The organism is Sodalis sp. RH22, assembly GCF_047324165.1.
Taxonomy (GTDB): Bacteria; Pseudomonadota; Gammaproteobacteria; order Enterobacterales; family Enterobacteriaceae; genus Acerihabitans.
This window is the reverse complement of sequence record NZ_CP178731.1, coordinates 284,040-305,938: the sequence shown is the minus strand read 5'-3', so window position 1 is coordinate 305,938 and position 21,899 is coordinate 284,040. Positions and strand designations below refer to the sequence as shown.

General features: G+C 56.4%; 22 protein-coding genes and 1 pseudogene. 8 read left to right on the top strand and 15 right to left on the bottom strand.

Translation table 11 applies throughout. The annotated features are described in order from the left end of the window. Positions 1–290: 290 nt before the first annotated feature. The 5 genes from ACL2XN_RS01325 to ACL2XN_RS01305 all read right to left on the bottom strand — a co-directional run bounded on the left by ACL2XN_RS01325 (position 291) and on the right by ACL2XN_RS01305 (position 3,708). The gene (locus ACL2XN_RS01325; protein WP_413728133.1) at positions 291–890 is read right to left on the bottom strand and encodes an NADPH-dependent F420 reductase; all 600 of its coding nucleotides are present in this window, start codon (positions 888–890) and stop codon (positions 291–293) included. 71 nt (positions 891–961) lie between these two features. Then, on the bottom strand, positions 962–1,375 hold the full coding sequence (locus tag ACL2XN_RS01320; protein ID WP_413728132.1) for a nuclear transport factor 2 family protein: 414 nt from the start codon (positions 1,373–1,375) through the stop codon (positions 962–964). Further along, positions 1,372–2,013 carry an NADPH-dependent F420 reductase gene (locus ACL2XN_RS01315; RefSeq protein ID WP_410014606.1) on the bottom strand — a complete coding sequence of 214 codons (642 nt, stop codon included), beginning with the start codon at positions 2,011–2,013 and terminating at the stop codon, positions 1,372–1,374. Before ACL2XN_RS01315 ends, ACL2XN_RS01320 begins: the two co-directional genes overlap by 4 nt. A gap of 72 nt (positions 2,014–2,085) precedes the next feature. Beyond that, entirely contained in the window at positions 2,086–3,024 is a 939-nt protein-coding gene (locus ACL2XN_RS01310) for an SDR family oxidoreductase (RefSeq protein ID WP_413729917.1), read from the bottom strand. A 48-nt stretch (positions 3,025–3,072) separates the two neighbouring features. Beyond that, positions 3,073–3,708 (bottom strand): NADPH-dependent F420 reductase, encoded by a 636-nt coding sequence (locus ACL2XN_RS01305; RefSeq protein WP_413729916.1) that lies wholly within the window; start codon positions 3,706–3,708, stop codon positions 3,073–3,075. A gap of 182 nt (positions 3,709–3,890) precedes the next feature. On the opposite strand from ACL2XN_RS01305, the gene ACL2XN_RS01300 reads away from it, so the two are divergent. Further along, complete coding sequence (locus tag ACL2XN_RS01300; protein WP_413729915.1) at positions 3,891–4,340, top strand: winged helix-turn-helix transcriptional regulator; 450 nt, start codon at positions 3,891–3,893, stop codon at positions 4,338–4,340. A 162-nt stretch (positions 4,341–4,502) separates the two neighbouring features. Further along, positions 4,503–4,862: a hypothetical protein gene (locus ACL2XN_RS01295; RefSeq protein ID WP_413729914.1), complete on the top strand. Its 360-nt coding sequence runs from the start codon at positions 4,503–4,505 to the stop codon at positions 4,860–4,862. A gap of 3 nt (positions 4,863–4,865) precedes the next feature. On the opposite strand, the gene ACL2XN_RS01290 is transcribed toward ACL2XN_RS01295, so the two are convergent. Beyond that, positions 4,866–5,765: a LysR family transcriptional regulator gene (locus ACL2XN_RS01290; protein WP_413723116.1), complete on the bottom strand. Its 900-nt coding sequence runs from the start codon at positions 5,763–5,765 to the stop codon at positions 4,866–4,868. Positions 5,766–5,902: 137 nt separating this feature from the next. On the opposite strand from ACL2XN_RS01290, the gene ACL2XN_RS01285 reads away from it, so the two are divergent. From ACL2XN_RS01285 to ACL2XN_RS01275, 3 genes are all read left to right on the top strand, one after another. Continuing rightward, positions 5,903–6,526 carry an NADPH-dependent F420 reductase gene (locus ACL2XN_RS01285; RefSeq protein WP_413729913.1) on the top strand — a complete coding sequence of 208 codons (624 nt, stop codon included), beginning with the start codon at positions 5,903–5,905 and terminating at the stop codon, positions 6,524–6,526. A 40-nt stretch (positions 6,527–6,566) separates the two neighbouring features. Then, positions 6,567–7,145 carry an ester cyclase gene (locus tag ACL2XN_RS01280; RefSeq protein WP_410014599.1) on the top strand — a complete coding sequence of 193 codons (579 nt, stop codon included), beginning with the start codon at positions 6,567–6,569 and terminating at the stop codon, positions 7,143–7,145. Between the two features lie 239 nt (positions 7,146–7,384). Then, on the top strand, positions 7,385–8,101 hold the full coding sequence (locus tag ACL2XN_RS01275; RefSeq protein WP_410014598.1) for a DUF554 domain-containing protein: 717 nt from the start codon (positions 7,385–7,387) through the stop codon (positions 8,099–8,101). Between the two features lie 90 nt (positions 8,102–8,191). Here ACL2XN_RS01275 and ACL2XN_RS01270 read toward each other — a convergent pair. From ACL2XN_RS01270 to ACL2XN_RS01260, 3 genes and pseudogenes are all read right to left on the bottom strand, one after another. Beyond that, positions 8,192–8,507 (bottom strand): annotated as a pseudogene (locus ACL2XN_RS01270) (IS66 family transposase); the annotation flags it as partial. Positions 8,508–8,640: 133 nt separating this feature from the next. After that, positions 8,641–9,504: a helix-turn-helix domain-containing protein gene (locus ACL2XN_RS01265; RefSeq protein ID WP_413729912.1), complete on the bottom strand. Its 864-nt coding sequence runs from the start codon at positions 9,502–9,504 to the stop codon at positions 8,641–8,643. A gap of 89 nt (positions 9,505–9,593) precedes the next feature. Beyond that, entirely contained in the window at positions 9,594–11,279 is a 1,686-nt protein-coding gene (locus ACL2XN_RS01260) for an NAD-dependent malic enzyme (RefSeq protein WP_413729911.1), read from the bottom strand. Between the two features lie 382 nt (positions 11,280–11,661). Here ACL2XN_RS01260 and ACL2XN_RS01255 point away from each other — a divergent pair, with 382 nt between their 5' ends. The 3 genes from ACL2XN_RS01255 to ACL2XN_RS01245 all read left to right on the top strand — a co-directional run bounded on the left by ACL2XN_RS01255 (position 11,662) and on the right by ACL2XN_RS01245 (position 14,366). After that, a complete protein-coding gene (locus ACL2XN_RS01255; RefSeq protein WP_410014595.1) occupies positions 11,662–13,005 on the top strand; it encodes a 2-hydroxycarboxylate transporter family protein in 1,344 nt (447 codons plus the stop codon). Between the two features lie 205 nt (positions 13,006–13,210). Beyond that, positions 13,211–13,807 (top strand): cytochrome b, encoded by a 597-nt coding sequence (locus ACL2XN_RS01250; RefSeq protein ID WP_413729910.1) that lies wholly within the window; start codon positions 13,211–13,213, stop codon positions 13,805–13,807. Further along, positions 13,794–14,366 carry a YceI family protein gene (locus ACL2XN_RS01245; RefSeq protein WP_410016792.1) on the top strand — a complete coding sequence of 191 codons (573 nt, stop codon included), beginning with the start codon at positions 13,794–13,796 and terminating at the stop codon, positions 14,364–14,366. Before ACL2XN_RS01250 ends, ACL2XN_RS01245 begins: the two co-directional genes overlap by 14 nt. A 66-nt stretch (positions 14,367–14,432) precedes the next feature. Here the strand turns inward: ACL2XN_RS01245 and ACL2XN_RS01240 are convergent, their stop codons facing one another. The 6 genes from ACL2XN_RS01240 to ACL2XN_RS01215 all read right to left on the bottom strand — a co-directional run bounded on the left by ACL2XN_RS01240 (position 14,433) and on the right by ACL2XN_RS01215 (position 21,898). Further along, on the bottom strand, positions 14,433–16,616 hold the full coding sequence (locus ACL2XN_RS01240) for a TonB-dependent siderophore receptor (protein WP_410014593.1): 2,184 nt from the start codon (positions 16,614–16,616) through the stop codon (positions 14,433–14,435). 347 nt (positions 16,617–16,963) lie between these two features. Next, positions 16,964–18,043, bottom strand: a complete 1,080-nt coding sequence (locus ACL2XN_RS01235) for a YncE family protein (protein ID WP_413728126.1) — start codon at positions 18,041–18,043, stop codon at positions 16,964–16,966. Positions 18,044–18,398: 355 nt separating this feature from the next. Further along, positions 18,399–19,286, bottom strand: coding sequence for a DMT family transporter (locus ACL2XN_RS01230; protein ID WP_410016791.1), 888 nt, complete (start codon positions 19,284–19,286; stop codon positions 18,399–18,401). Positions 19,287–19,291: 5 nt separating this feature from the next. Continuing rightward, complete coding sequence (locus ACL2XN_RS01225) at positions 19,292–20,659, bottom strand: amidase (RefSeq protein ID WP_413729909.1); 1,368 nt, start codon at positions 20,657–20,659, stop codon at positions 19,292–19,294. After that, positions 20,659–20,871: a hypothetical protein gene (locus tag ACL2XN_RS01220; RefSeq protein WP_410014590.1), complete on the bottom strand. Its 213-nt coding sequence runs from the start codon at positions 20,869–20,871 to the stop codon at positions 20,659–20,661. Before ACL2XN_RS01220 ends, ACL2XN_RS01225 begins: the two co-directional genes overlap by 1 nt. Before the next feature lie 10 nt (positions 20,872–20,881). Then, complete coding sequence (locus ACL2XN_RS01215) at positions 20,882–21,898, bottom strand: ABC transporter substrate-binding protein (protein WP_410014589.1); 1,017 nt, start codon at positions 21,896–21,898, stop codon at positions 20,882–20,884. Between the last annotated feature and the right edge of the window lies 1 nt (position 21,899).

Genomic DNA, 21,899 nt, shown 5'->3' with positions numbered 1-21,899 from the left:
TATTTCAGTCCAGGTCTTAAGCGAAACGTCTCATTCCACTGTTATCCTGATTTACGATTGAGTATAAAGATCTGGTTCTGTTTAACGCGTGACGGGATGATGACAATTTTGTCACCCGGCATCAGCGTTAATCTGCTGTTTATCCAGCACCGGGAAAGAGAGGCTTCACTTTCCGTCATCGCAATATCTGGCTAGAAAAAGCATATTGCTGCTCATTCCGGATAGTCGTTTAAGCGCTTCAAGATTAGCGAAAAGTGGCAGGATCGCATCGACATGTGCTTCCCGTTTCATCAGTCGAACTTGACCAGGTCCTTTAAGATCAGTTGACCCCAGCCTTTTTCCCGCGCCTGCACCAGCAGGCCACCTTTCGCCAGGGCGCCAAGTGAGATCGGAGCAAAACCGAGCTTCTCCGCCAGTGCCGCTATCTCTGCTGCTGCGCTGTCGTCGTCGCTCGCGAGGAACACGGCCCTCTTGCCACCATGGACGGCCGGATCCTGCCCAAGAACGGAAGCGCCCAGATGGTTGAAACCCTTGACGACTTTTCCACCCATGAAAGCCTGCGCGACGACCGCGGCCGAAGCCTGTCCTTTCAGTTCCTCGGCGAGCACGCCGTAGGCGTTGGTCACATCGACGATGGTCTTTCCCTGCCAGGTCGACAATGTTTTCGCGACATCCGGGTGCGATTCGTAACGGACGGCCAAAAAGATGATGTCTGCCTTGATGGCTTGCGCCAGTGTGGTGGGAATGACCGTGGGTCCGATTGCGGCAGCATCGGCAGCAAAACGTTCCGGATCGCGCGTGGTAGCAACCAATACGTCGATGCCGCTGCGGGCGAAGGCTTTGGCCAGCGCCTGGCCAAGTTTGCCGAAGCCGATAATTGCATACGTCATCAGTGCTCCTTGTTTGTTAGATCTAAGCCAGGCCGCCGTCGACGGCGACCGCGCTGGCCGTTATGCCCGGGTCAGCCAAGGTTTGCAGCCGCCATCCCGGCCGCCCGTGCCAGTGCCAGCGTGTCGATATACTCCCGGATGTGCGTCACCTTGCCATCTTGCACCGTCATGGCGAAGACAAAATGGTCCACGAACGCCTTGTTCGTGGCCTTTATTTTTCCCGTGCTCAAACCCACGATCAGGACGCGGTCGGCCTGCGCGATAAATTCGAGGGGCGCAGAAATGGACGTTTCCACCCTGTCAGCGGCCTTGTGAAAAAAATCAGCCAACCCCGTATGCCCGCAGTACGTGCCGGCCAGCGGCCACTCGCCCGGAATGACCCACTCGACATCGTCGTCCGTCAACGCCAGCACACCTTGCAGATCGCCGCGGCCCAGTGCTGCAAAGAGTGCCTTCACGATCTGCACGTTCCCTTGCGTGCTCATCGCGCCAATCCGATATCGACGTGCATGGCAATATCGAACGTGCCGGCGCCGTTTTTTGCCAGGCCGATCATCAAGAGGCCAAGCGATTCGAGCGTCTGGGCCATATGCAGGGCACCAATGTCCAAAGGCCGCAGGCCGAGACTCCCGAGGAAAGTCGCAACGCGGGCCTTGGCTTGCCCATCGTCGCCTGCGATGAACGCGTCGAGCCGACCACCTTTGGCAAGCACAGGGCCGAAGAGAGTGTTGAACGCTTTCACGACATGCGCACCGGCGGGGAGGCCTTTGGCCGTCTCCTGCGCGCCGGAACTGCCGTTGGGGGACACGAGGCCCGAGAGGTCGGGTGCGATAGGGTTGGTGATGTCGATGATCACCTTGCCGCCCAGCGCCGCCCCGAAATCGGCCACCACCGACGCAGCACTGCCGTATGGCACGGCGAGGATGACGATGTCGCCCTTGGGTGCGGCGCCGTACGTCCCGGTGGTCGCGCCAGCGCCAAGCTTGTCGGCAAACGCCTGCGCCTTGGACGGGTCGCGGCCGATCACCTCGACGGTGTGCCCAGCCTTGATGGTACGGCCCGCGATTGCCGTGGCCATGCCGCCGGCGCCGATGATGCTGATAGTGCTGATGGGAGTGCTCATATTGTTTCCTCGTCAGTTAACAGGTTGCTCGTCATGTATTACCGGGACATCGCCCCGGTAATACAGCGCGCGTCAGGCGGTCGGGAAATAGTGGCCGTTATCCATATCGGCGAACAGGTCGGGCTGAGTGGGTTCCCAGCCCAGGGCCTGCCGGGTGATAAGGCTTGATGCCGGGAGATCGAGCGTGACCAGATTTGCCAGGAAGCCAAAGTAGCCCGGCAACATCAGCACGTCCGCGGGAATGCTCACGGCCGGCACGTTCAGGCGGCTGCCAATGGCCTCGGCGATGGCGCGGAACGGGATGCCCTCACTCTCGACCCCATGCCAATATTTGCCCGCCTCACCCTTCTCCAGCGCCAGGCGGAACAAGATGGCGAGGTCACGGGCGTGTACGGCCGGCCACAGGTTCGCGCCTTCTCCCGGATAACCGATGACGCCCTTCTCCTTCGCCAGCCCGATCAACAATGGCAGGAAGGCGACGTCGGTCGTGCTGTGCGCGATGGTCGGGATCCGCACGATCGACGACCGCACGCCCCGCTCGGCGAGGCCGATGACGGCGAGATCGACGACGTTACGCACCCGCAGGGTCCCCTTGTACGCATCGCCGCCGGGAAGTGACGGGTCCTCCTCGGTGGCTGGCCGGCCCAGTTTTTCCCATCCGGGCGCGCCGATGCTCCCCGACACGACCAGCGGCTTGCCGCTTCCCGCCAGCGCCTCCCCGTACGCGAGCATGATCTGGCGTTCCGCGGCGGCCACGGCGTCGATCCCGCCGGAGGGAAGCAGGTCTTGCCTGTGGGCGACGTGAATGACGCCGTCGGCGTCCGCCGCCGCCGCCTTGAGTCCCTCGAGGTCGGAAATATCTCCGCGCCGCACCTTGGCGCCAAGTGCGGCCACCGCCTCTGCGGCTTTATCCGAGCGGGCCAGGCCGGTAACGTCGTGTCCGGCCGCGATCAGTTCAGGGATGATGTACGAACCGATATGGCCGGTTCCTCCAGTAACTAAAACGTGCATGGTGCTGTTCCTTGTCAGTGAGATGAAAAAATAGCGCTACGGGTGAGCTCAGCCGGGAAGGCTGACCCCGATTGAAAAGTGGGTGTGCTTGATGGCGTGGGCGAGCAGGCCCAGCGACAGCAGGCAGACGTGTTCCAGCGTCCGCGCCATGGGCAGCAGTCCGATATCCATCGGGCGCAGCCCGAGGCTTTCAATGAATACCGCGACATGCCCCTTCGCCCGCGCGTCGTCGCCCGCGATGAAGACGTCTAGCGAGCGCCCCTGGAAGGAGCCGGCAGCCAGGACCTGGGAAAACAGGGTGTTGAATGCCTTGACGACAACGGCGTCCGAAGGCGCGGCCTTCATGATCTCCCGCGCGCCGAAGCTGTCGCCAGGTGTCACAAAACTCGTGAGGTCGGCGGCGACGGGGTTGGTGATGTCGACCAGGAGCTTGCCTGCCAGCTTGTCACCGTATTGCTTCACGACGTCCAGAACGGCGGAGTACGGAACCGCCAGGATGACGATATCCCCGGCCGGGGCGGCGCCGAACGTGCCTATGATCGCGCCGGCGCCAATCTGCCCGGCCAGCGCCCGCGCCTTGGCGGCGTCGCGGCTCATCACCTCGACGGTGTGTCCGGCCTTGGCGGCCAGGCCGCCGATCGCTGCGGCCATGCCGCCTGAGCCGATGATGCTGATAGTGCTCATGTGCAGTTTCCTTAGTGATAGGAGGCTAATCATTCATGGCTTGCCGGCGGCGATCCGGTGACCGCGCTCAACATACAAACCATGCTAGCCACATCACTTGCAATAAGCAAGCATTGTTACTTGTAAAAAGAAAGTAATCATAGCATTTGCTTGCTATATGCAAGCAATGTTAATATTTCGCCATGAAAACGACAGATAAAGAAATCAGGTCCCACTGCGCGGTGAACTACGGCGTGGAGATCTTCGGCGACCGGTGGTCGCTCTTGATCATTCGCGACATCGTTTTTGCCGGTAAGAAGACCTACGGCGAGTTCCTGAAATCGGAAGAGGGGATCGCGACCAATGTCCTTGCTTCCCGCCTTGCCTTTCTTGAGGCGCAAGGCATTCTCTCGCGGGCGCCCAGCCCCGATGACGGGCGCAAGGACTTCTATACGCTGACCGAGAAAGGCCTGGACCTCATTCCCATCATGCTGAGCATTGTCCTGTGGAGCGCGCAGCACGATGCGAAGTCATACGTGCGGGGACAAAAGGAGTTCATTGCGAGAATCAGTCAGCATCCCGTGCAAGTAAGCGAAGAGGTGAAGGCACAGGTTCGCAATGGCGGATGCATATTCCCCGATGGCAACGGGTGAGCAGGACGGCAAGCATGCCTGTTAACTCCCGCAAACGCTGTGCGCACGCGAGCAGCGTTTTATTCTGGGCCTGCCCGAGATGCTGGACAACGGCCATGACTTCCCCGCCCCGCCAGCCAGGTTAAACGATAGGGAATACCCTAACTCACGCGGAAAATACCCATGAGAGCGGAATCTGGTCGATGCCGGGGAACCGGTGTCAGGCTGGGCTGGGGTTTGAACGAACTGGCTAAGATGAGCTACTGCCATATTGCAGCCAAGATTCGTCATCCTTTCGAAACCCTGTTTGCCGCGACTTATGAAACGATTGATATATCAACGCTGCGCGGCAGGGAAGTCTATTTCCTTGACAGGATTGCCTCTGATCAACTGGTCAGGGTCGTGCCCACGATCGATAGGCCTAAGCCTCTCTATGCTATGGCCAATGGCAAAGCCATTCTATCCCATTCTCCCGCCCTGGAGTTGGCGCTGAGCGCGGTGCAAACAGAGTGCCAGTCGATCCTGGGAATCAGGAATAGATAAGGCTTACCGATGCGGGAATTCGCCCCAGACTTCCACCAGATAATCAATGAAAACCCGCATTTTTGCCGGTAGGAACCGGCGGCTGACATAAACCACATACAGATTGAATTCCCCAAAACTCCATTCAGTCAGGATCCGCTGTAACTTCCCGCTGGCGATATCCTCACTTACGATAAAATCCGGCTGCGCCATAATGCCCCCGTCGGCCAACGCCAGGTGACGCAGCAGATCGCCATTGGTGGCATGCACCGTAGGCTGGATACGTACCTGGATTGCTGTTCCCGCCGCATCATAAAACTCCCAGTTATCACTTGAGCTGAGATAAGAATAGCCCAGCGTATCGTGGCCGGCGAGATCGGCGGGAGTCATGGGTACGCCGCGCTCGGCCAGGTAACCTGGCGCGGCGCAAACGATCATATTGATGCGCGCTATCTTGCGGGCAATCAAATTGGGGCTCGGGGCTCGGGTAATGCGGATGGCGAGATCAAACCCTTCATGTACTAAATCAACCACCCGATCAGAGAGATCGATATCAAACTGCAAGTCCGGATGCCGCCGATGAAACTCAGGCAATACCGGCGCTAATTGATGGATACCGAACGACAGCGGCGCACTGATGCGAAACGATCCGGACAGCCGCAGCGCGTATTGCCCCACCACAGCCTCGGTTTCGGCGATACTGGCAAGTATCTGTTGGGCACGCTCATAGAGCGCCTCGCCTGGTTCGGTTAGCGATAGCCGCCGCGTGGTGCGCTGCAGCAAGAGCGCGCCGAGATGATTCTCCAATGCCGCAATCTGGCGTGACACCGCCGCTCCCGATGTCGCCAGTTTATCCGCCGCCCTGGAAAAACCGCCTTCCTCTACCACTGTGGCAAAGACCTGCATAGCTTTGACGATATCCACTTCATTTCTCTTATTATTACGTTTTACGTAATAGTCATATTCTCATAGCGCCATTTTTCCCACCATTAAAAACGCTTATTGTATCAATTCGCTTGTTCAGTCATCGCCATCACCCCCTATACCAAAAGGAAATTGCTATGAAAATAACCGTTATCGGCGCAGGCAATATGGCCGCAGGTTTCGTCAAACAACTGACCAAAGCCGGACATCTGGTGTACATCGTCGGGCGCGACGCCGGCAAGTCCAAAGCGCTGGCTAAGCAATTCGGAGCCAAAACCACGGAACCCGCCAAGGCCGCCGGGGCGGACGTGATTATTCTCGCCACCGCCTACGGTGACGCGGTGAACGCGCTGCGCGCCCTTGGCAATCTGGACGGCAAGGTGATTATTGATATCACCAACCCGTTGAGCGCCGATTATATGTCGCTCACCCTTGGACACGTCACGTCCGCGGCCGAGGAAATCGCCAACGCCTTCCCCGGCGTCCGTCTGGTGAAAGCCTTCAACACGATATTTGCCCAGGTACTGGCCGCCGGTCCCGAGTTGGCGGGCAGCACGGTGCCGGTGTTTATCGCCGCTGACGATGCATCGGCAAAAGAAACGGTATCCACGGTGGTTCACTCGCTGGGCTTTAGCGCGATTGATGCCGGCGGATTAAAAAATGCCCGTTATCTTGAGCCGCTGGGCGGGTTGAATATCTACTTTGGCTATGGCGCCGGACTTGGCACCACCATTGCGCCGACCTGGCTTATCAACAAATAACCGGCGTCCAGACACGCTATCTAATAAGGAGAGTATTATCATGCAATTATCATCTCATGTCGTGACTGCCGCACTGGCGCTTGGGCTGGCCGTTTCCTCCGCATTTGCCGCTGATAAAGCCAAAAGCGCGAATGACGCCATACCACCCTTGATGCAGGAACTGTCGAAATATCAGAGCGCTGAAAAAAACGTTAATAACAATCTTAAAACGTTTGATACTCTCGATTTCGACGTATATACCCATCAGAAATGGGATCGCCTGCATGAAAGCCATGCCCAGGATATCCTGGTGCATTATCCTGACGGCCATACGACCAAAGGATTGGCGGCCCATATTGTTGAATTAAAGCAAACATTCGTGTTTGCGCCGGATACGCATATCAATGTGCATCCGGTGCGCTTTGGTTCGGGCGAATGGACCGGGGTCATCGGCATGATGGAGGGAACCTTCACCAAACCGATGCCTTTGGGAAACGGCAAAATGGCGGCACCCACAGGCAAGCCATTTAAGCTGACGATGGCCACCCTTGGCCATTGGACTAAAAGCGGCGTGATGGATGAAGAGTATTTGTTCTGGGACAACGCCTCGTTTATGCAGCAAATTGGATTGGCACATTAATATTATCCTAGGCGCTGGGAATTGCCCCCCGGCGCAGATAAAATTGGCGATTCACGCGGCCAGTTCTTCTTCCTGGCGATTTTTCCAGCTTTTTATGTGCGTGACTTCAGCTGTATGTACACCGCTGACGCTCAGCCAGTGCACGATGGGAAGGGGTAGTCTGGTTTACCTTAATTCCTATGCCTGAAAACGACGAAAAACAAGATAACAAATCTATATAGGATAATCATGAGGATATCATGTTAGGACCATGGCTTAATAGTGCGGCAATTATCTCTGGGGGACTGCTAGGCATTTCATTCGCCAAACATGTACCAGAGCGGCTACGTGAAGGATTACCCGCAACTTTTGCGCTGGCATCGATATCGATCGGTATTGTGATGGTGATAAAAGTACAGAATATGCCGGCGGTAATTTTCGCATTGATCCTTGGAACCACATTAGGTGAATTGTTTTCCCTGGAGCATGGCGTTAAATGGGGGGCAGGAAAGCTTCAATACTGGCTATCCCGAGTCATCAAAACCCGTAGCACTATGCCAGCAAAAGAATTCGCCCAAAGTTTTACCGCTATGATTGTCCTGTTTTGTGCCAGTGGACTAGGCATAGTCGGCGCATTGACCGAAGGATTCGAAGGTAATTATCAGCTGCTGCTGGTTAAATCGATTATGGACTTTTTTACCGCGATGATCTTTTCGATGTCACTTGGGATTACCTTAGTGATGGTGGCCATACCCCAGCTGTTAATCCAGAGCGCTTTATTTGGACTAGCGGTGTGGATTATGCCATATATGGATAAGGCGGCTTTCGCCGATTTCTCGGCCTGCGGTGGTATAATTATGATTGCCGTGGGACTTCGCATCGCACAGATTAAAATTTTTTCCGTGGTGAATTTTTTACCAGCGCTATTGTTTGTTGTGCCACTTTCTTTTGTATGGAGGGCACTGATGACAGCTTGAAAAAAAATTCTCTGTCGTGCCATTTTTTTTGCCACTATAAAAAATTGCCGCGGCATCATAGTAGGCGACCGTCTAGCGCCGTATTGCCCCTTACTCAGCAGGGATGTCGAGGTGCCACGGCAGGAGATCTTTGATCTTGTTGATGGGATGTTCCGCGATAACTGCCAGCACATGACGCAGATACGCTTCCGGTTCCACCCCGTTTAGCTTGCAACGCTCGTTCACCGCCGCGGTCCGAACCGAAGAACAGGCAATTTTTGCGGCCCGGGCTCACTACCCGCAGCGCGTTTGCGGCGATATTGTTATCGATCTCCGCCCAGCCATCGCCGGCGTAGTAGCACAACACCTGCCAGTGATTCATCAGATAGTTGGACGCCTTCGCCGTATCGGCCTGGCGCGACAGCGTGGTAAAGGCCCTATCAGTAACGATCGGGATCGTGCTTCGCACCCCTGCCTTCGTTACCCGGCCGGACGCCCCCGGATACAAATATCACCCGCACAACGCATTGGGATACTGCCAGGCAAGGACAACGATGTCTTCAGCGGTATACCGGTATCAGGTATTGGCAATTCGATTGATGCAGCGTTGCTATCTCCTCTTTGCCTTGCGGATAAAAGCACTCTATATCCGGCCCCTGACGGCGCGTTAATTTCAGCTTTGGCAAATAAGTGTCATACAGCATCAAAATAAAATTCTGCAGGCCGCCCGTATCTCCGTTATAGGTAAATAGCGCGTATTCACCGCCCGCCAGTATTACCGGTTGACCTGTGGGGGCATACTTTGGCTGAAGCGCAGTGGTGTAACGGAATATGACTTCCTGTCCCATTTCAGGGCTTTTATTCGGCAGTACATGATTTAGACCAAACAAGACGGACGGTAAGATCCGCGCTTGCTCCAAATAGTGAAACCAAAAATCCGTATGCAAATCGGCGCGAAAAAAAGTGCTATCCCGCCCAAGCGACCCGGTATAGCTGCTGGTGACGCCGTATAACTGCACATCCTGTAAGGTGACATAGGTGAGCGGCGGCATAGTCGCGGCGCCTGGTCGTATCGGAGGACAAATGCCAAACGACGGCCACTCCGTCGTATCGCGGTAAAAGGCGGGCGTTTGGCCAAACTGTTTTTTAAACGCCCGGGTGAAGCTCTGCCGGGAGTCAAAATGATATCTGATGGCAATATCAATAATGGGTAAATCGGTGACGCATAACGCCACCGCTGCCCGGGACAATCTGCGCGCCCGGGTATATGAACCCAGCGTCGTACCGGTTATTCTGGAAAACATACGTTGTAAATGCCATTTTGAATAACCTGATTTACTCGCAATCCGATCCATTATTAATGGCTGATCCAAGTTATTTTCCAACCAGCCCAGCAGGGCAAAAATGATGTGGGAGGGATCCATCGGCATTCCTCATAACACTCATGGGCATAAAAAAACACAAACCGTGTGTCGGACCGATAGCCCCAACCCCCAGGTGGCGCATAAACGATTTAAAAAGATGAGTGTTTATAATGGCTATAACCACCCTGCCAATAATTCTGCTCCAATGACCGGGCAAGGTCCTTTTCCGACATGACCGACGCCACGCCTTCTTCCTGGGCGGTTTTGGCCACCTTAACGGCGATCGCGCGCGATATTTGCTGAATATCATTCACCGGCGGCAGTAGCGGCCCCGCGCCGGTCATCGCCAAAGGCGAAGTGGCCGCCAATGCCTGGCTGGCCGCCATCAGCATGCCATCGGTGACGCGGCTGGCGCCCGATGCAAGAATGCCCAGCCCCAGGCCAGGGAAAATATACGCATTATTGCATTGGGGAATATCATAGCGTCGATCCTGGTAAATCACCGGCGCAAACGGGCTGCCCGTCGCCATCATTGCCGCGCCTTCGGTCCAGGCGAGCACGTCCTGCGGCCGGGCCTCCGCGCGCGATGTCGGATTGGACAGCGGCATAATAATCGGCCGCGGGCAGTGGCGCAGCATTTCGTGCACGACTTCCTCAGTAAACAGCCCTGTCTGGCCGGAGACGCCGATAAGCACGCTCGGCTTGGCGTGACGCACCACGTCCAGCAGCGAGACGCTGGGTGTAGTCAGGCCCCAGCCGGCGAGCGAGGTGCGGGCGGTCACCAGCCGGCGCTGGAAATCAAGCAGGTTGGGCATATCGTCGGTCAACAGACCAAATCTATCGACCATAAAGACCTGGGCACGGGCTTCTTTTTCTCCGGCCCCTTCCGCCATCATTTGCGCGATGATATTTTCAGCAATGCCGCAGCCGGCGGAACCCGCCCCGAGGAATACGACCCGGTGATCGCGTAACCGGCCGCCCGCGGCATGGCTGGCGGCGATCAGGGTTCCCAGCGTTACCGCGGCGGTACCCTGGATATCATCGTTAAAACAGCACAGCGTATGGCGATAACGTTCAAGCAGGGGCATGGCGTTCTTTTGGGCGAAATCCTCGAACTGCAACAAGACGCGGGGCCAGCGGGTATTGACCGCCACGATAAAGGCGTCGATGAAGGCCATATATTCGTCATCGTTTATGCGCGGGTGCCGCCAGCCCATATACAGCGGGTCGTCCAGGCACTGCATATTGTTGGTTCCGACGTCCAGCATGATCGGTAACGTTTGTGCCGGATTAATGCCGCCGCAGGCGGTATATAAAGAGAGCTTGCCGATAGGAATGCCCATGCCGCCAATGCCCTGATCGCCCAACCCGAGAATGCGCTCCCCGTCGGTAACCACAATGATTCTGATATCATGTTTAGAGAAATTCTGCAGCATGTCGTCAATACGATCCCGGTCCGGATAGGCAATAAACAACCCTCTGGCGCGGCGATAGATCGCCGAAAATCGCTCGCAGGCCTCGCCAACCGTTGGGGTGTAAATAATCGGCAGCATTTCGTCAAGATGATAACGCAACAAATTATAAAACAATGTCTCGTTGGTATCCTGGATATTACGCAAATAGATATGTTTCGAAATATCCCGTTTAAATTGGCAGTATTGAGAATAAGCGCGCTCCGTTTGCTCGCCGATGGTTTCGACCTGATTCGGTAACAGTCCGCAGAGATTGAGGGCGCGACGCTCTTGTTCGGTGAAAGCCGATCCCTTATTCAGCAAGGGATTATCCAGCAGCAATGACCCGGTATAATGTGTGTACAACGTTTTGCACGATGCCATTTCACAACCCTCGCAGATAACATCAATAAATACGCTTGTATTTATATTTTTCCACTCACAGCCGGCGAGCAGCTTGGCATAAAGCAGTTGTCCGCACCCGGCTAAAAAACCCATCAGTGGTGACTGTTATAGCATGTCAGGTTGCAACTCTCAGTTAAATTTAATTATTAATATGCATTTTTAACTATTTAAAGTTTTTTAATTAAACAAAGATTAATTAAATTACCAAAAAGATTGTGTGATGAGTAGCGCACACAAATTATACGTCTGAGTATAAAATAAAACATCATAATTTTATAATATGTATTTAACGTCAGCTATTTAATCAATAAAACCCATTAACCTCTTATCAGCGCACCGCCAAAACAGCAAGGTGATTATAATGGAAAAAATCGACAAACCGATTGAGAATTATGAAAAAACAGCAACGTCGCCCTCATCGACATTCTTCAGGCAATGCAACGGCGCTGATATCAGTTCGGTGCCGTTGATTCTTTTCATTACCATCGCCAGCATCGTGTTTATTTCCGCCTATTCCAGCTACCTGCCTAAAAATATGATTGGTGGTTTGGCCGTCATTATGACCCTGGGATTTTTGCTGTCGCATATTGGCCGACGGATTCCCGTGCTGCGCGATATTGGCGGCCCAGCCATTCTTTGTCTAATGGTACCGTCGGTAATGGTTTTTTTTGGCGTTTTTAAAATTAATACCCTGGAGACGGTACACCTGTTAATGAAGGAGGCCAACCTGCTGTATTTTGTTATCGCCAGCCTGGTGGTCGGCAGTATCCTCGGCATGAACCGTATTGTCCTGGTGCAAGGCATGATCCGTATGTTTATACCCTTGCTGGCGGGAACCGCAACGGCGGCGATAAGCGGATTGGTGGTGGGTAAATTATTCGGGTATAGCGTTTACCATACTTTTTTCTTTATTATCGTCCCCATCCTGGGCGGCGGGATCGGCGAAGGTATTTTACCCCTTTCCCTGGCTTATTCCGCCATCCTGGGCGCCTCGCCGGATGTTTACGTGGCGCAGTTGGCTCCCGCCGCCGTCGTGGGCAATATTTTCGCTATCGTCTGCGCCGGCGTGCTGGCCCGTTTGGGCACCCGCCGCACTCACTGGAGTGGCGATGGCACATTAATCAGGTCGGCGGCGGAAAATGCCTTGTTTGCCCGAAAAGAAGAAGAACGTCCGGTGGATTTCGCGCTGATGGGCGGCGGTTTATTGATGATTTGCACCTTTTTCATCGTTGGGGGTTTAGTCGAAAAATGGGTTCATATTCCCGGACCGGTATTGATGATTCTGATTGCCGTACTGTGTAAATACGCGCGGGTGATCCCGGCAAAGATGGAGGAAGGAGCCCATAGTTTTTATAAATTTGTATCCACCACACTGGTATGGCCGCTTATGATTGGACTGGGCATGCTGTATGTCCCGCTGGAAAGCGTCGTCGCGGTGTTCTCCCTCGGCTATGTGATCGTCTGTGCCTCGGTGGTCATTTCCATGGGCGTCGTGAGTTTTCTGATTGCGCCTTATCTCAATATGTACCCGATCGAGGCCGCCATCGTCACATGCTGCCACAGCGGACTGGGCGGGACCGGCGACGTTGCCATTCTATCAGCGTCGAACCGCATGTCATTGATGCCGTTCGCCCAGATATCCACCCGGATCGGCGGAGCATCGACGGTCATCGGCGCCACATTACTCCTTGGATGGCTGATCTAGCATCCGCTACCGGGCCTATGCCAACGCCGTTCTCCGCGGGCTTAAAAATAACCTTGCCCACGTCTGATGCCAACATTTCCAAGGCAGGACTCGTTGTTTCTATTTACAAAACTTTAACGTATTTGACACGACTTAAATTGCTTTTTTATTTCAATCTGTTTTATTTGTTGACCAAGGGTAACGCAACCCACGAGGACGATGCCTTATGCGCTGGCGCAACTCAGTCGACAGTTTCGGCCATATCAGCATTGCTATCCACTGGCTGGTGGCGTTGGCCGTTTACGGTATGTTTGCGCTAGGCCTGTGGATGGTGACGCTTGGCTATTATGCGACCTGGTATCATCGCGCGCCCGAACTGCACAAAAGCATCGGCTGTCTCCTGTTCGCCATGATGATCTTACGCCTGATCTGGCGTTTTATTTCCCCGCCGCCCAAACCCCTCAGCCATTACTCGCCGCTGACCCGCGCCGGCGCGGTGCTGGCGCATTGGACTTTATATATCCTGCTCTTCGCCCTGCTTACCAGCGGGTATTTGATTTCCACCGCGGACGGGCAGCCGATAAATGTATTCGGCTGGTTTTCCGTTCCGGCCACCCTTAGCGGCCTGGCGGGGCAAGCCGATTTAGCGGGCGACATCCATTTGTACCTGGCGTGGTGCGTGGTGATCCTGTCGGTATTGCACGGCCTGGCCGCGTTAAAACATCATTTTATCGATGGCGACATCACGCTTAAGCGGATGCTTGGGTATCACCTTCATCAACCTGCGCAATATAAGGAAAAACACCATGCTGAAAAAGACTAGCCTGGGCCTGGCGACGGTCGCGTTATTTTTCGCCTCGGGCATAGCCGTTGCGGCGGAGTATAAAATTGATAAACAGGGCCAGCATGCTTTTATTCAATTCAAGATCAAACATCTTGGCTACAGCTGGCTCTACGGCGGTTTTAGGGATTTTGACGGCGGCTTCACATTCGACGCTGATAATCCCGCCGCCAGCAAGGTGAACGTGGTGATTAACACCGCAAGCGTCGATACCAATCATGCGGAACGCGATAAACATCTCAGGAGCGCGGAGTTCCTCAACGTAGCACAACATCCCCAGGCCACCTTCGCCTCCACGCAGGTGAAAAAAGACGGCGATGAATGGGATATCACCGGCAACCTGACGTTAAACGGCGTGACCAAACCCATTACCCTGGAAGCCAAATTGGTCGGCCAGGGCAACGATCCCTGGGGCGGCTATCGCGCGGGTTTCGAAGCTGAAGGAACCCTGGCGCTAAAAGATTTTAATATCACCACGGATCTGGGTCCGGCCTCGCAGCAGGTGGACGTGCTTATTTCAGTTGAAGGGATCAGGCAGTGACCTGCCGGCCATCCCCGTTTTTTCACCGCCGCCAGGGTTCTCTGCTTTCCGGCGGCGCAATATCCGTCAGAACGACGTGGTTAAGCCGGCATAATAGGCTCGTCCTGGTTCGTTATATGTTAATGCGCCTTCGTTTTCACGATAAATGCGTTTATCCAGCAGATTGCTGATACCGACATTGACCCGGACATTTTTTGTCACATCGTAATTCAGGCCGACGCCCAGCACGGAATAAGCACCCAGTTCTTTGCTGGACAGCGAGCCGACTTCGTTGCGTATGTCCGCGTATTCACGCGGTTTCTGCCGGCCGTACATGGTCCAGGCCGCATTGGCGGACAATTTATCGTTAACCTGCCAGTCCAGCAGGGTATTGATGGTGTATTTGGGAATCACCGATAGCGGATTGCCGGTTTCCTTATTCTCGGAGGTGATCATATAAGTGGCATTGGTACGCCAGTTCAGCGTATCGGGCAGCACCGGTATCGCCAGATTAGCCTCCAGCCCTTCCACCAGCGCCTTGCCGCCATTTTCCCAGCGCAGGATATTGCCGCCGTCCGACGCGGTGCCGATAACATCGGTGCCGGCCACGATTTTATTACGGTAATCGTTACGGAAATAAGTGATGCCGGCGTCATAGCCGTTGGCAGTAAATTCCAGGCCGATCTCTTTGTTGATACTGATTTCCGGGTTTAAGTCATCGTTGCCGAGCAGGTAGCAGGCGCCGGTGGCGACCCCCGCCGGGCAGCCGTTGCCATTGGTGCGCAATAAATACCCTTCGCTTGATTGATACAGATTAGGCGCCTTAAACACCCGGGCGATGCCCGCCTTGAGCTTGAAAAAATCGCCGAGCTCCTGGGACATATTCAGGCTGGGGCTCCAATTGGCGCCGAACTTGCTGTGATAATCGAAACGCAGTCCGGGGATAAGGTCGGTGCCTGGCAGGGCTTCGATATTATCTTCAAAATAGAGCGCGCTTAATTCCGCGCTATTTTTACTGCTGCGCAGCGCGGGATTGCCCGATACACCGCCGATGTTCGCATTGGTCTGGCTGGTGGCATGCATCGATGCCGGGTCGTTCAGCTCTTCGCGGTTCCATTCGGCGCCAAGGGTAGCGGTTTGATCCACCAATAACTTCAGCGGGATATTCAGCTCCGTATTGGCTTTGTAGTTCTCCAGCCGGCTGGTGGAGAAGGTGTCGCTATTGATCATGCCTTCTACGCGTCCCGTCGACCCCTCCATCAGGCGCGTATTATTGGTTTTTTCATAATAGAAGCCGGTGCGGGACTGGCCCCAGTCCCAGACGCCGTTATGGGTCACGCCATAATTCTGGCGGTACATGCGGTTGGTTTCCTCGCCATACAGCGTCGGCACCAGGCTGCTGACGTTACCATTGCTGTACTGGGTATCGCCGGTGTAGATATTGCCCTGGCGGCTGTAGCCGTATTCGAAGTCCATGCTTTGCCGGGGATCGATTTTCCATGATAGCAGCGTGTTGATGTCCTTGTTGCGCACCCCTTCGCGGCCGGCGGCATAGGAGCCATTTTGCTGGGTATTGATATCGGGGCTGTCGGCGTCGGTTTTATTGATATTGCCGTACAATCGCATGGTCAGCACATCGTCGATCAGCGGACCGCTCAGGCTGAAATTGGCCCGTTTGGTGGCGCCTTCCTTATCATCCTCCGGCTGGTTGGTATACAGGGATAACGACCCGTGCCAATCGTTGGTCGGCCGCTTGGTGATAATATTCACCACGCCGCCCGCAGCGCCGGAACCGTAGCGCGCGGCCGCAGGCCCTCTCAACACTTCGATCCGCTCGACCATCTCCACCGGCACCCAGTTAGTATCGCCGCGGGTATCGCGCTCCCCGCGCCAGCTGTAGCGCACCGCATTACGCGACGTGACCGGTTTGCCGTCTATCAGGATCAGCGTATTTTCCGGCCCCATGCCGCGGATATCGATTTGGCGGTTGTTGCCGCGGCTGCCCGAGGCGCTGTTGCCGGTCAAGTTGACGCCGGGCATTTTGCGGATGATATCCGACAGGTCATTTACCGGCGGTTCTTTTTTAATGTCGTCCGCGGTAATAATGGATACGCCGGGCTGCTGTTTCAGCTCCTCTTCGGCCGTGGCCTTGACGACCATCACGTCCTCGCTGTCGGTTTCCCCCGTCGTTTCGGCGCCGGCGCCGCTGCTGAAAATGGCGGTGAATAAAATGGCGAGCGGTCCCATAGTGAAATTTTTAGTTACACACATTTATTATGATCCTATTGCAATTTATATTTTCCCAAGAGAATACGAATAGTAATAAGAATCGTTATCATTGTATATGAATGCGGGAATTCTTCACATTTTCTCCTTAATGTGAAGAACGGTGGTTTTCTGAGCATACCAGTGCGTGAGCCAGGCGCGCTTTCTGCGACGTCTTGAATGGGGAATGCAAAGCCGGTTGTTGGAGAATATCAGCAGTAATCGGGTAAGCGCCCAGAGCCTGCCACCGCCGTTGGGCAACCCGCTTGCGCCGTGCCCCCGGCACGTCCAGTTCCGGGGCGGGCGGCATATCGGAAAGGGTCAGGCAGGACGCCGTCGCGCCCTGCCGGGTATTACTGCAGCGCGATACGCATCACGTCATCCGGGCTGGTGGCTTCCTGCTGGCGGCTGGAGGCCTGCTTTACGCTGACATACAGCGTTTGGCCGTCGGGCGACAGGGCCAGGCTATTCGGGTGCACCGGGGTAGCGATGGTGCGCAGCACGTTATAGGTCTTGGCGTCGATCACGCTCACCTGCCCCGCCTGGCGGTGGGTCACATAGACTTCGTTGCGCGTCGGGTTAAACAGCACCGCCAGCGATGCCGGCACGCCGATTTTCGCCAGGATATTACCGTTGCGGGTATCCGCCACCAGCACCTGCGGCTGTTTGGAATCGGTGATAAACGCGCGGTGCGTCGCCGGGTCCAGGCTGAGGTTGAGGAAAAAGTGTTCCGTCGCGGTTTCATCGAGCTTTTTGCGCAGCACCACGTTGTTGGTGACGGTGTCGATGGACAGCAGTTCGTTGTCGGCATTGGTCACGTACAGGCGTTTTGCCGCCGCGTCCAGCGCCAGCCCGGTGCCCATTTTGCCGATATCGTCCAGGGTGGCGCGCAGGGTCAGGGTAGCACCGTCCACCACCCATATCACGCTGGACTCACCCAGTCCGGCGATATAAAGGGTATTGGTCTCCTGGTCCACCACCAGCTCACGCGGCGCCAGCGGTTTGACGGTGTCAGAACGCTGGCGCCCATCCAGCACCAGCCGGCCTGTTACCGCGCCGGTTTTGGCGTCGATGGCGGTGACGGCGCCGTCGACGGTGTTGCCGAAGTATAGGGTATCGGTCTTGGTATTGATGGCGGCGCCGAAGGGTTTGATATCGTTGTGGATAATCTGGGTGATATCAAGCGTGGCGGGGTCGAGGCGATATACCACCCCGCCTTTGTCCAGCTTGCGGCTTTGCGAGGTGGCCAGGTAAAGCGCGTCGCCTTGCGTGCTGTACGCCATCTCGTAAGCGCCTTTGCCGACGGGTTTGCGCAGCGGCTCCTGTGCCGCCCAGGCCTCCTGGGCCAGGGTAAACAACAGCGCGCCAGCCAGCAGCAGCGCATACGCCGCGCGTGGCCCCGGCCGTCCGCCGGTGGTCGTTATCACGTCCATACTATCTCCATTTCAATGAATTGAGGTTGCCGCCGGGCCAGCGCCAGGCAGCTAAAAGGGGTTTCACATTGCATCAATAAGCAGCAAGAGCCGGGACGTCATGGCGTCCCGATCTTTATATGAGAATAATAATCATTATTTTTTGAAAAGCACAATGATTTTACCAACCCAATCAGGTGTTTCGTAACGCATTCCTGACACCGCAAATGAATGCCACCCGACGCTAAACCGGGCCGTGGCCGCACCCCTTTTATCGCTACCGTCTGCTTTAGCGGCCGGCTTCATTTCACCGTCGGGCGGCCCTGTACGGCGGTGGAAGCCGCGCGGTTCGGCGGTATTCAGCCGGAGACTTTTTTTAACGCCGTCGACGTTCCGCGGATATGGGGATTCCTCGGCCGTATCGTCCCGGATTCATCACCGCGATGAAAATGCTGCCGACAACCAGTACGGCGCCCAGCAGCTTGCCCTGATCCAGTTTTTCGCCCAGTATCGCCGCCCCCAACAACACCGCCAGCGCCGGGCTGAGTAGCGACCAGGGAAGGATTTGGTTTACCGGATACTTTTTCAATAACCAGTACCAGAGCGAATAGGATATCAGCGACGAACCCAGCGCGCTGTAGATTATCCCAAGCCAACCCCGCCAGCCCGCCGCCAGGAACAGCGTCAATTGGTGATGCTCCGTTAGGAAGGAACAAAGTGAAACCAGGGGTATGGCAAACAGCGACAGCCAGCCGGTCATCGCCAGCGGCGGGATCGGCGGCGATCGCTTAATCACAATAGTGGTCACGGCCCACCCGCCGGCGCTTAACAGCAGCAAAGCCGGCCCATGCCATGAATTCAGCGCGGGGCTGCCGGAGAGCACCACCACGCCCGCCACAGCGCCGCAGACACCGATTATCTGCCGCAATGTGAGCCTTTCCTTCAGCCATACCGCCGCCAGCGCCATCGCCATCGGGGTCCCCATCTGTACCAGCACGGCCGCGCTGCCGGCATCGGTATAGCGCATACCGAGCAGCAGCAGGGAAAAGTGAACAAAACCAAAGGTAAAAGCCAATAAACACAGTAGCGGGACCTGTTGCCACCGTATTGGATTGAACGGCACCAGTACTGCCGCCACAATCATAAAGCGAACCAACAACATCAGCAGAGGCGGCAGTTCCATCAGGCCGAATTTCATGGCGATCACGTTGAACGCCCAGCCCGATGCTACCACCAGCAGAATCAGCACATCCTGGAACAGCAGTTTTTTCAACGGTTGACCATAACCGGCGTGCGCCGGTGGTAGTCGCTTTCCCGCTGGAAACAGGCGGCGATGCCCATCAGTCGCTGTTCGCCGCCATCCGGGCCAATCAGCTGCATGCCGATGGGTAAACCCGCACTGTCAAAACCGGCGGGAAGGTTCAGGGCGGGCAGCGCGGCCAGGCTGGCAAGCGCGTTAAAGCGCATATTGCCGGTGAGCACGCTCTCCTCATCATCGCCGATGCGTACCTGCGTCTGGCCTTTCAACGGCGCGGTAAACGGCAGCGTGGGTGCCAGTATCACGTCCACTTGGTTGAATTTTTCCATCATTTGCTGCCGTAATGCGGTGCGATAGCGCTGCGCCTGCAAATACTCCACCGCGCTGATGCCCAGGCCGGCCTGCAACAGCAAGCGGACATCTTCCCCGTACTCCCCGGCCCGGTCCGCCAGCCACGGTGCATGCAGCGCGGCCGGCTCGGCCAGATTGATTAACACCAGGGCATTAACCGCCTGCTCCAGTCCGCTGAACGACAGGGTTTCGCAGCGGCCCCCGGCGGCGCGGAACCAGTCCGTCAAATCATGATAGGCGCGCGCCACGTCCGGCTGTACTTTCTCGCTATACTCCCCCAGCAGGCCAATGCGCAGGCCGTGCAGATCGGGTAAGGCGGCGGGTACGGTATCGCCGGTCAGCGCACTGAACATCAACGCGCAGTCTTCGGCATAGCCGGCCAGCGGCCCGACGGTGTCGAGACTGGCGGCCAGCGGGAAAATACCGTCGGTGGCGATCCGTCCCACGCCCGGGCGCAACCCGGTTACGCCATTCATGGCGGCGGGCAGCCGGATGGACCCGCCGGTATCGGTGCCCAGCGCGCCCAGCGCGCTGCGCACCGCCGCCGCCACGCCCGATCCTCCGCTTGAGCCGGCTGGTATGCGGTTGCCATCCCAGGCGTTGCCGCTGGGGCCGTAATGGGGATTATCCGTCGTGCCGCCCCAGGCGAATTCATGCATATTGGTGCTGCCGATGATAATCGCGCCGGCCCGTTTTAACCGCCGCACGACCCCGGCATCGCGCTGCGCCAGCGATCCGGCCAGTATCCGGCTGCCGGCGTGCATCTCCTGCCCCGCCAGGGCGATATTGGCTTTAATGGCGATCGGCATCCCCTGGAGGGGACCGAGATCGTAGCCCTGCTCCAGCAGCGTCTGGCTGGCCTGCGCCACGTTGCGTGCCTGATCGCGATAAAGCGCGTTAAACGCATTCAGATCGCGGGTGGCGGCTTCGCGTGCCAGGCAGGCCTCCAGCAGCTCCGGGAAGCTGAACTGCCGGGCTCGCACCCGGCGTCCGGCTTCGCCCATGGAAAACGCTAACAGGTCGTCCATCAGCCCTCCTCCACGGCCATCGCCGTCGGCGGATGCAGCGGCGAGACCCAGGCGGTGGCCGGCAACAGGGCCGGCGGGAAATGGCGCGCGCCGTAGGCGGCCACGCCGGCGGCCCGCTGCGCGCAGTCGCCAAGCAATGGGAGTAATAGCGCGGCATCCGCCGGGGTATAAAGGTTAATCAGCGCCAAACGCGCGGCGATTTCATCATTCATGGCCCCGCTCCTACTGTTTACCCATGGCATCTACCGCCTGCTTGGCTTTGCCGGCCAGTTCGGTATTCACATTGCTGTCGTAGGACGTGGCGGCCGAGGGATAGGCCTTGATGTTTTTGGCATACAGGGCAATGTTCATATTGTTGTCCCACGCTTTTTGCGAGACCAGCACATTCTCCGGATAGCCCTTGGCGTCGATTTCGCGCAGCACCGCGGTGCGCACCAGATCCTTGGGCACATTGGGGAAGTATTTGGCGGCAATCTCCACCGCCCGGTCGGTATTGCTGTAAATAAAGCGCGACGCCATTTCAAAGGCGGTCACCACGCCCTGCGCCTGCGCGGGGTTCTTGTCGATGTAGTCCTGGGTCGTGGTCAGGCTGGAGAACGCAAAGGGAAACCAGTCCTGGTTGGCGGAAAATGAATACACCACATGCAGGCCGTTCTGCTTTTCCGCCATCGAGGTCTGCGGCTCCACCGCCAGCGCATAGTCGGCACGATCGGCCACCACCGCCGGGATTTCATTGCCTATCGCCACATGCACCAGCTTCACATTGCTTAATTTTTGCTGCTTGATCAGATAGCTCATAAATGCCCAGGTGGTGTCGGGCTGCGGACTGGTCACCACCCGCTTATTGGACAAAAAGCTCAGGTTATTTTGCAGCGGCGTGGCGTCCTTGCCGAAGATAAACACCGTCGGCGCGTTTTGCACGCCGGCCACCACGACTCCGCCGCCGCCATTTTCATGGGATTTCGGCACAAACACCGGGTCCTGGATGGAAAAATCCGCCGAACCGCCGATCACCGCCGCCCAGGATTGGGAGCCGCCTCCGCCGGTGCTGATCTTGACCTCAAGGCCCTGCTGTTTAAAAAAGCCCTGTTCCTGCGCGACATACAGCGGCAGGTAGAGCAATGATTGAAAAGCCTGGTTGATGCGCACCGGCGTTTGCGCCGCCGACGCCGACCCCCACACCGCGCCGCACAGTACCGCAGCCAGGGTAAAACTACGTATACGCTTGCTTGTATTCATT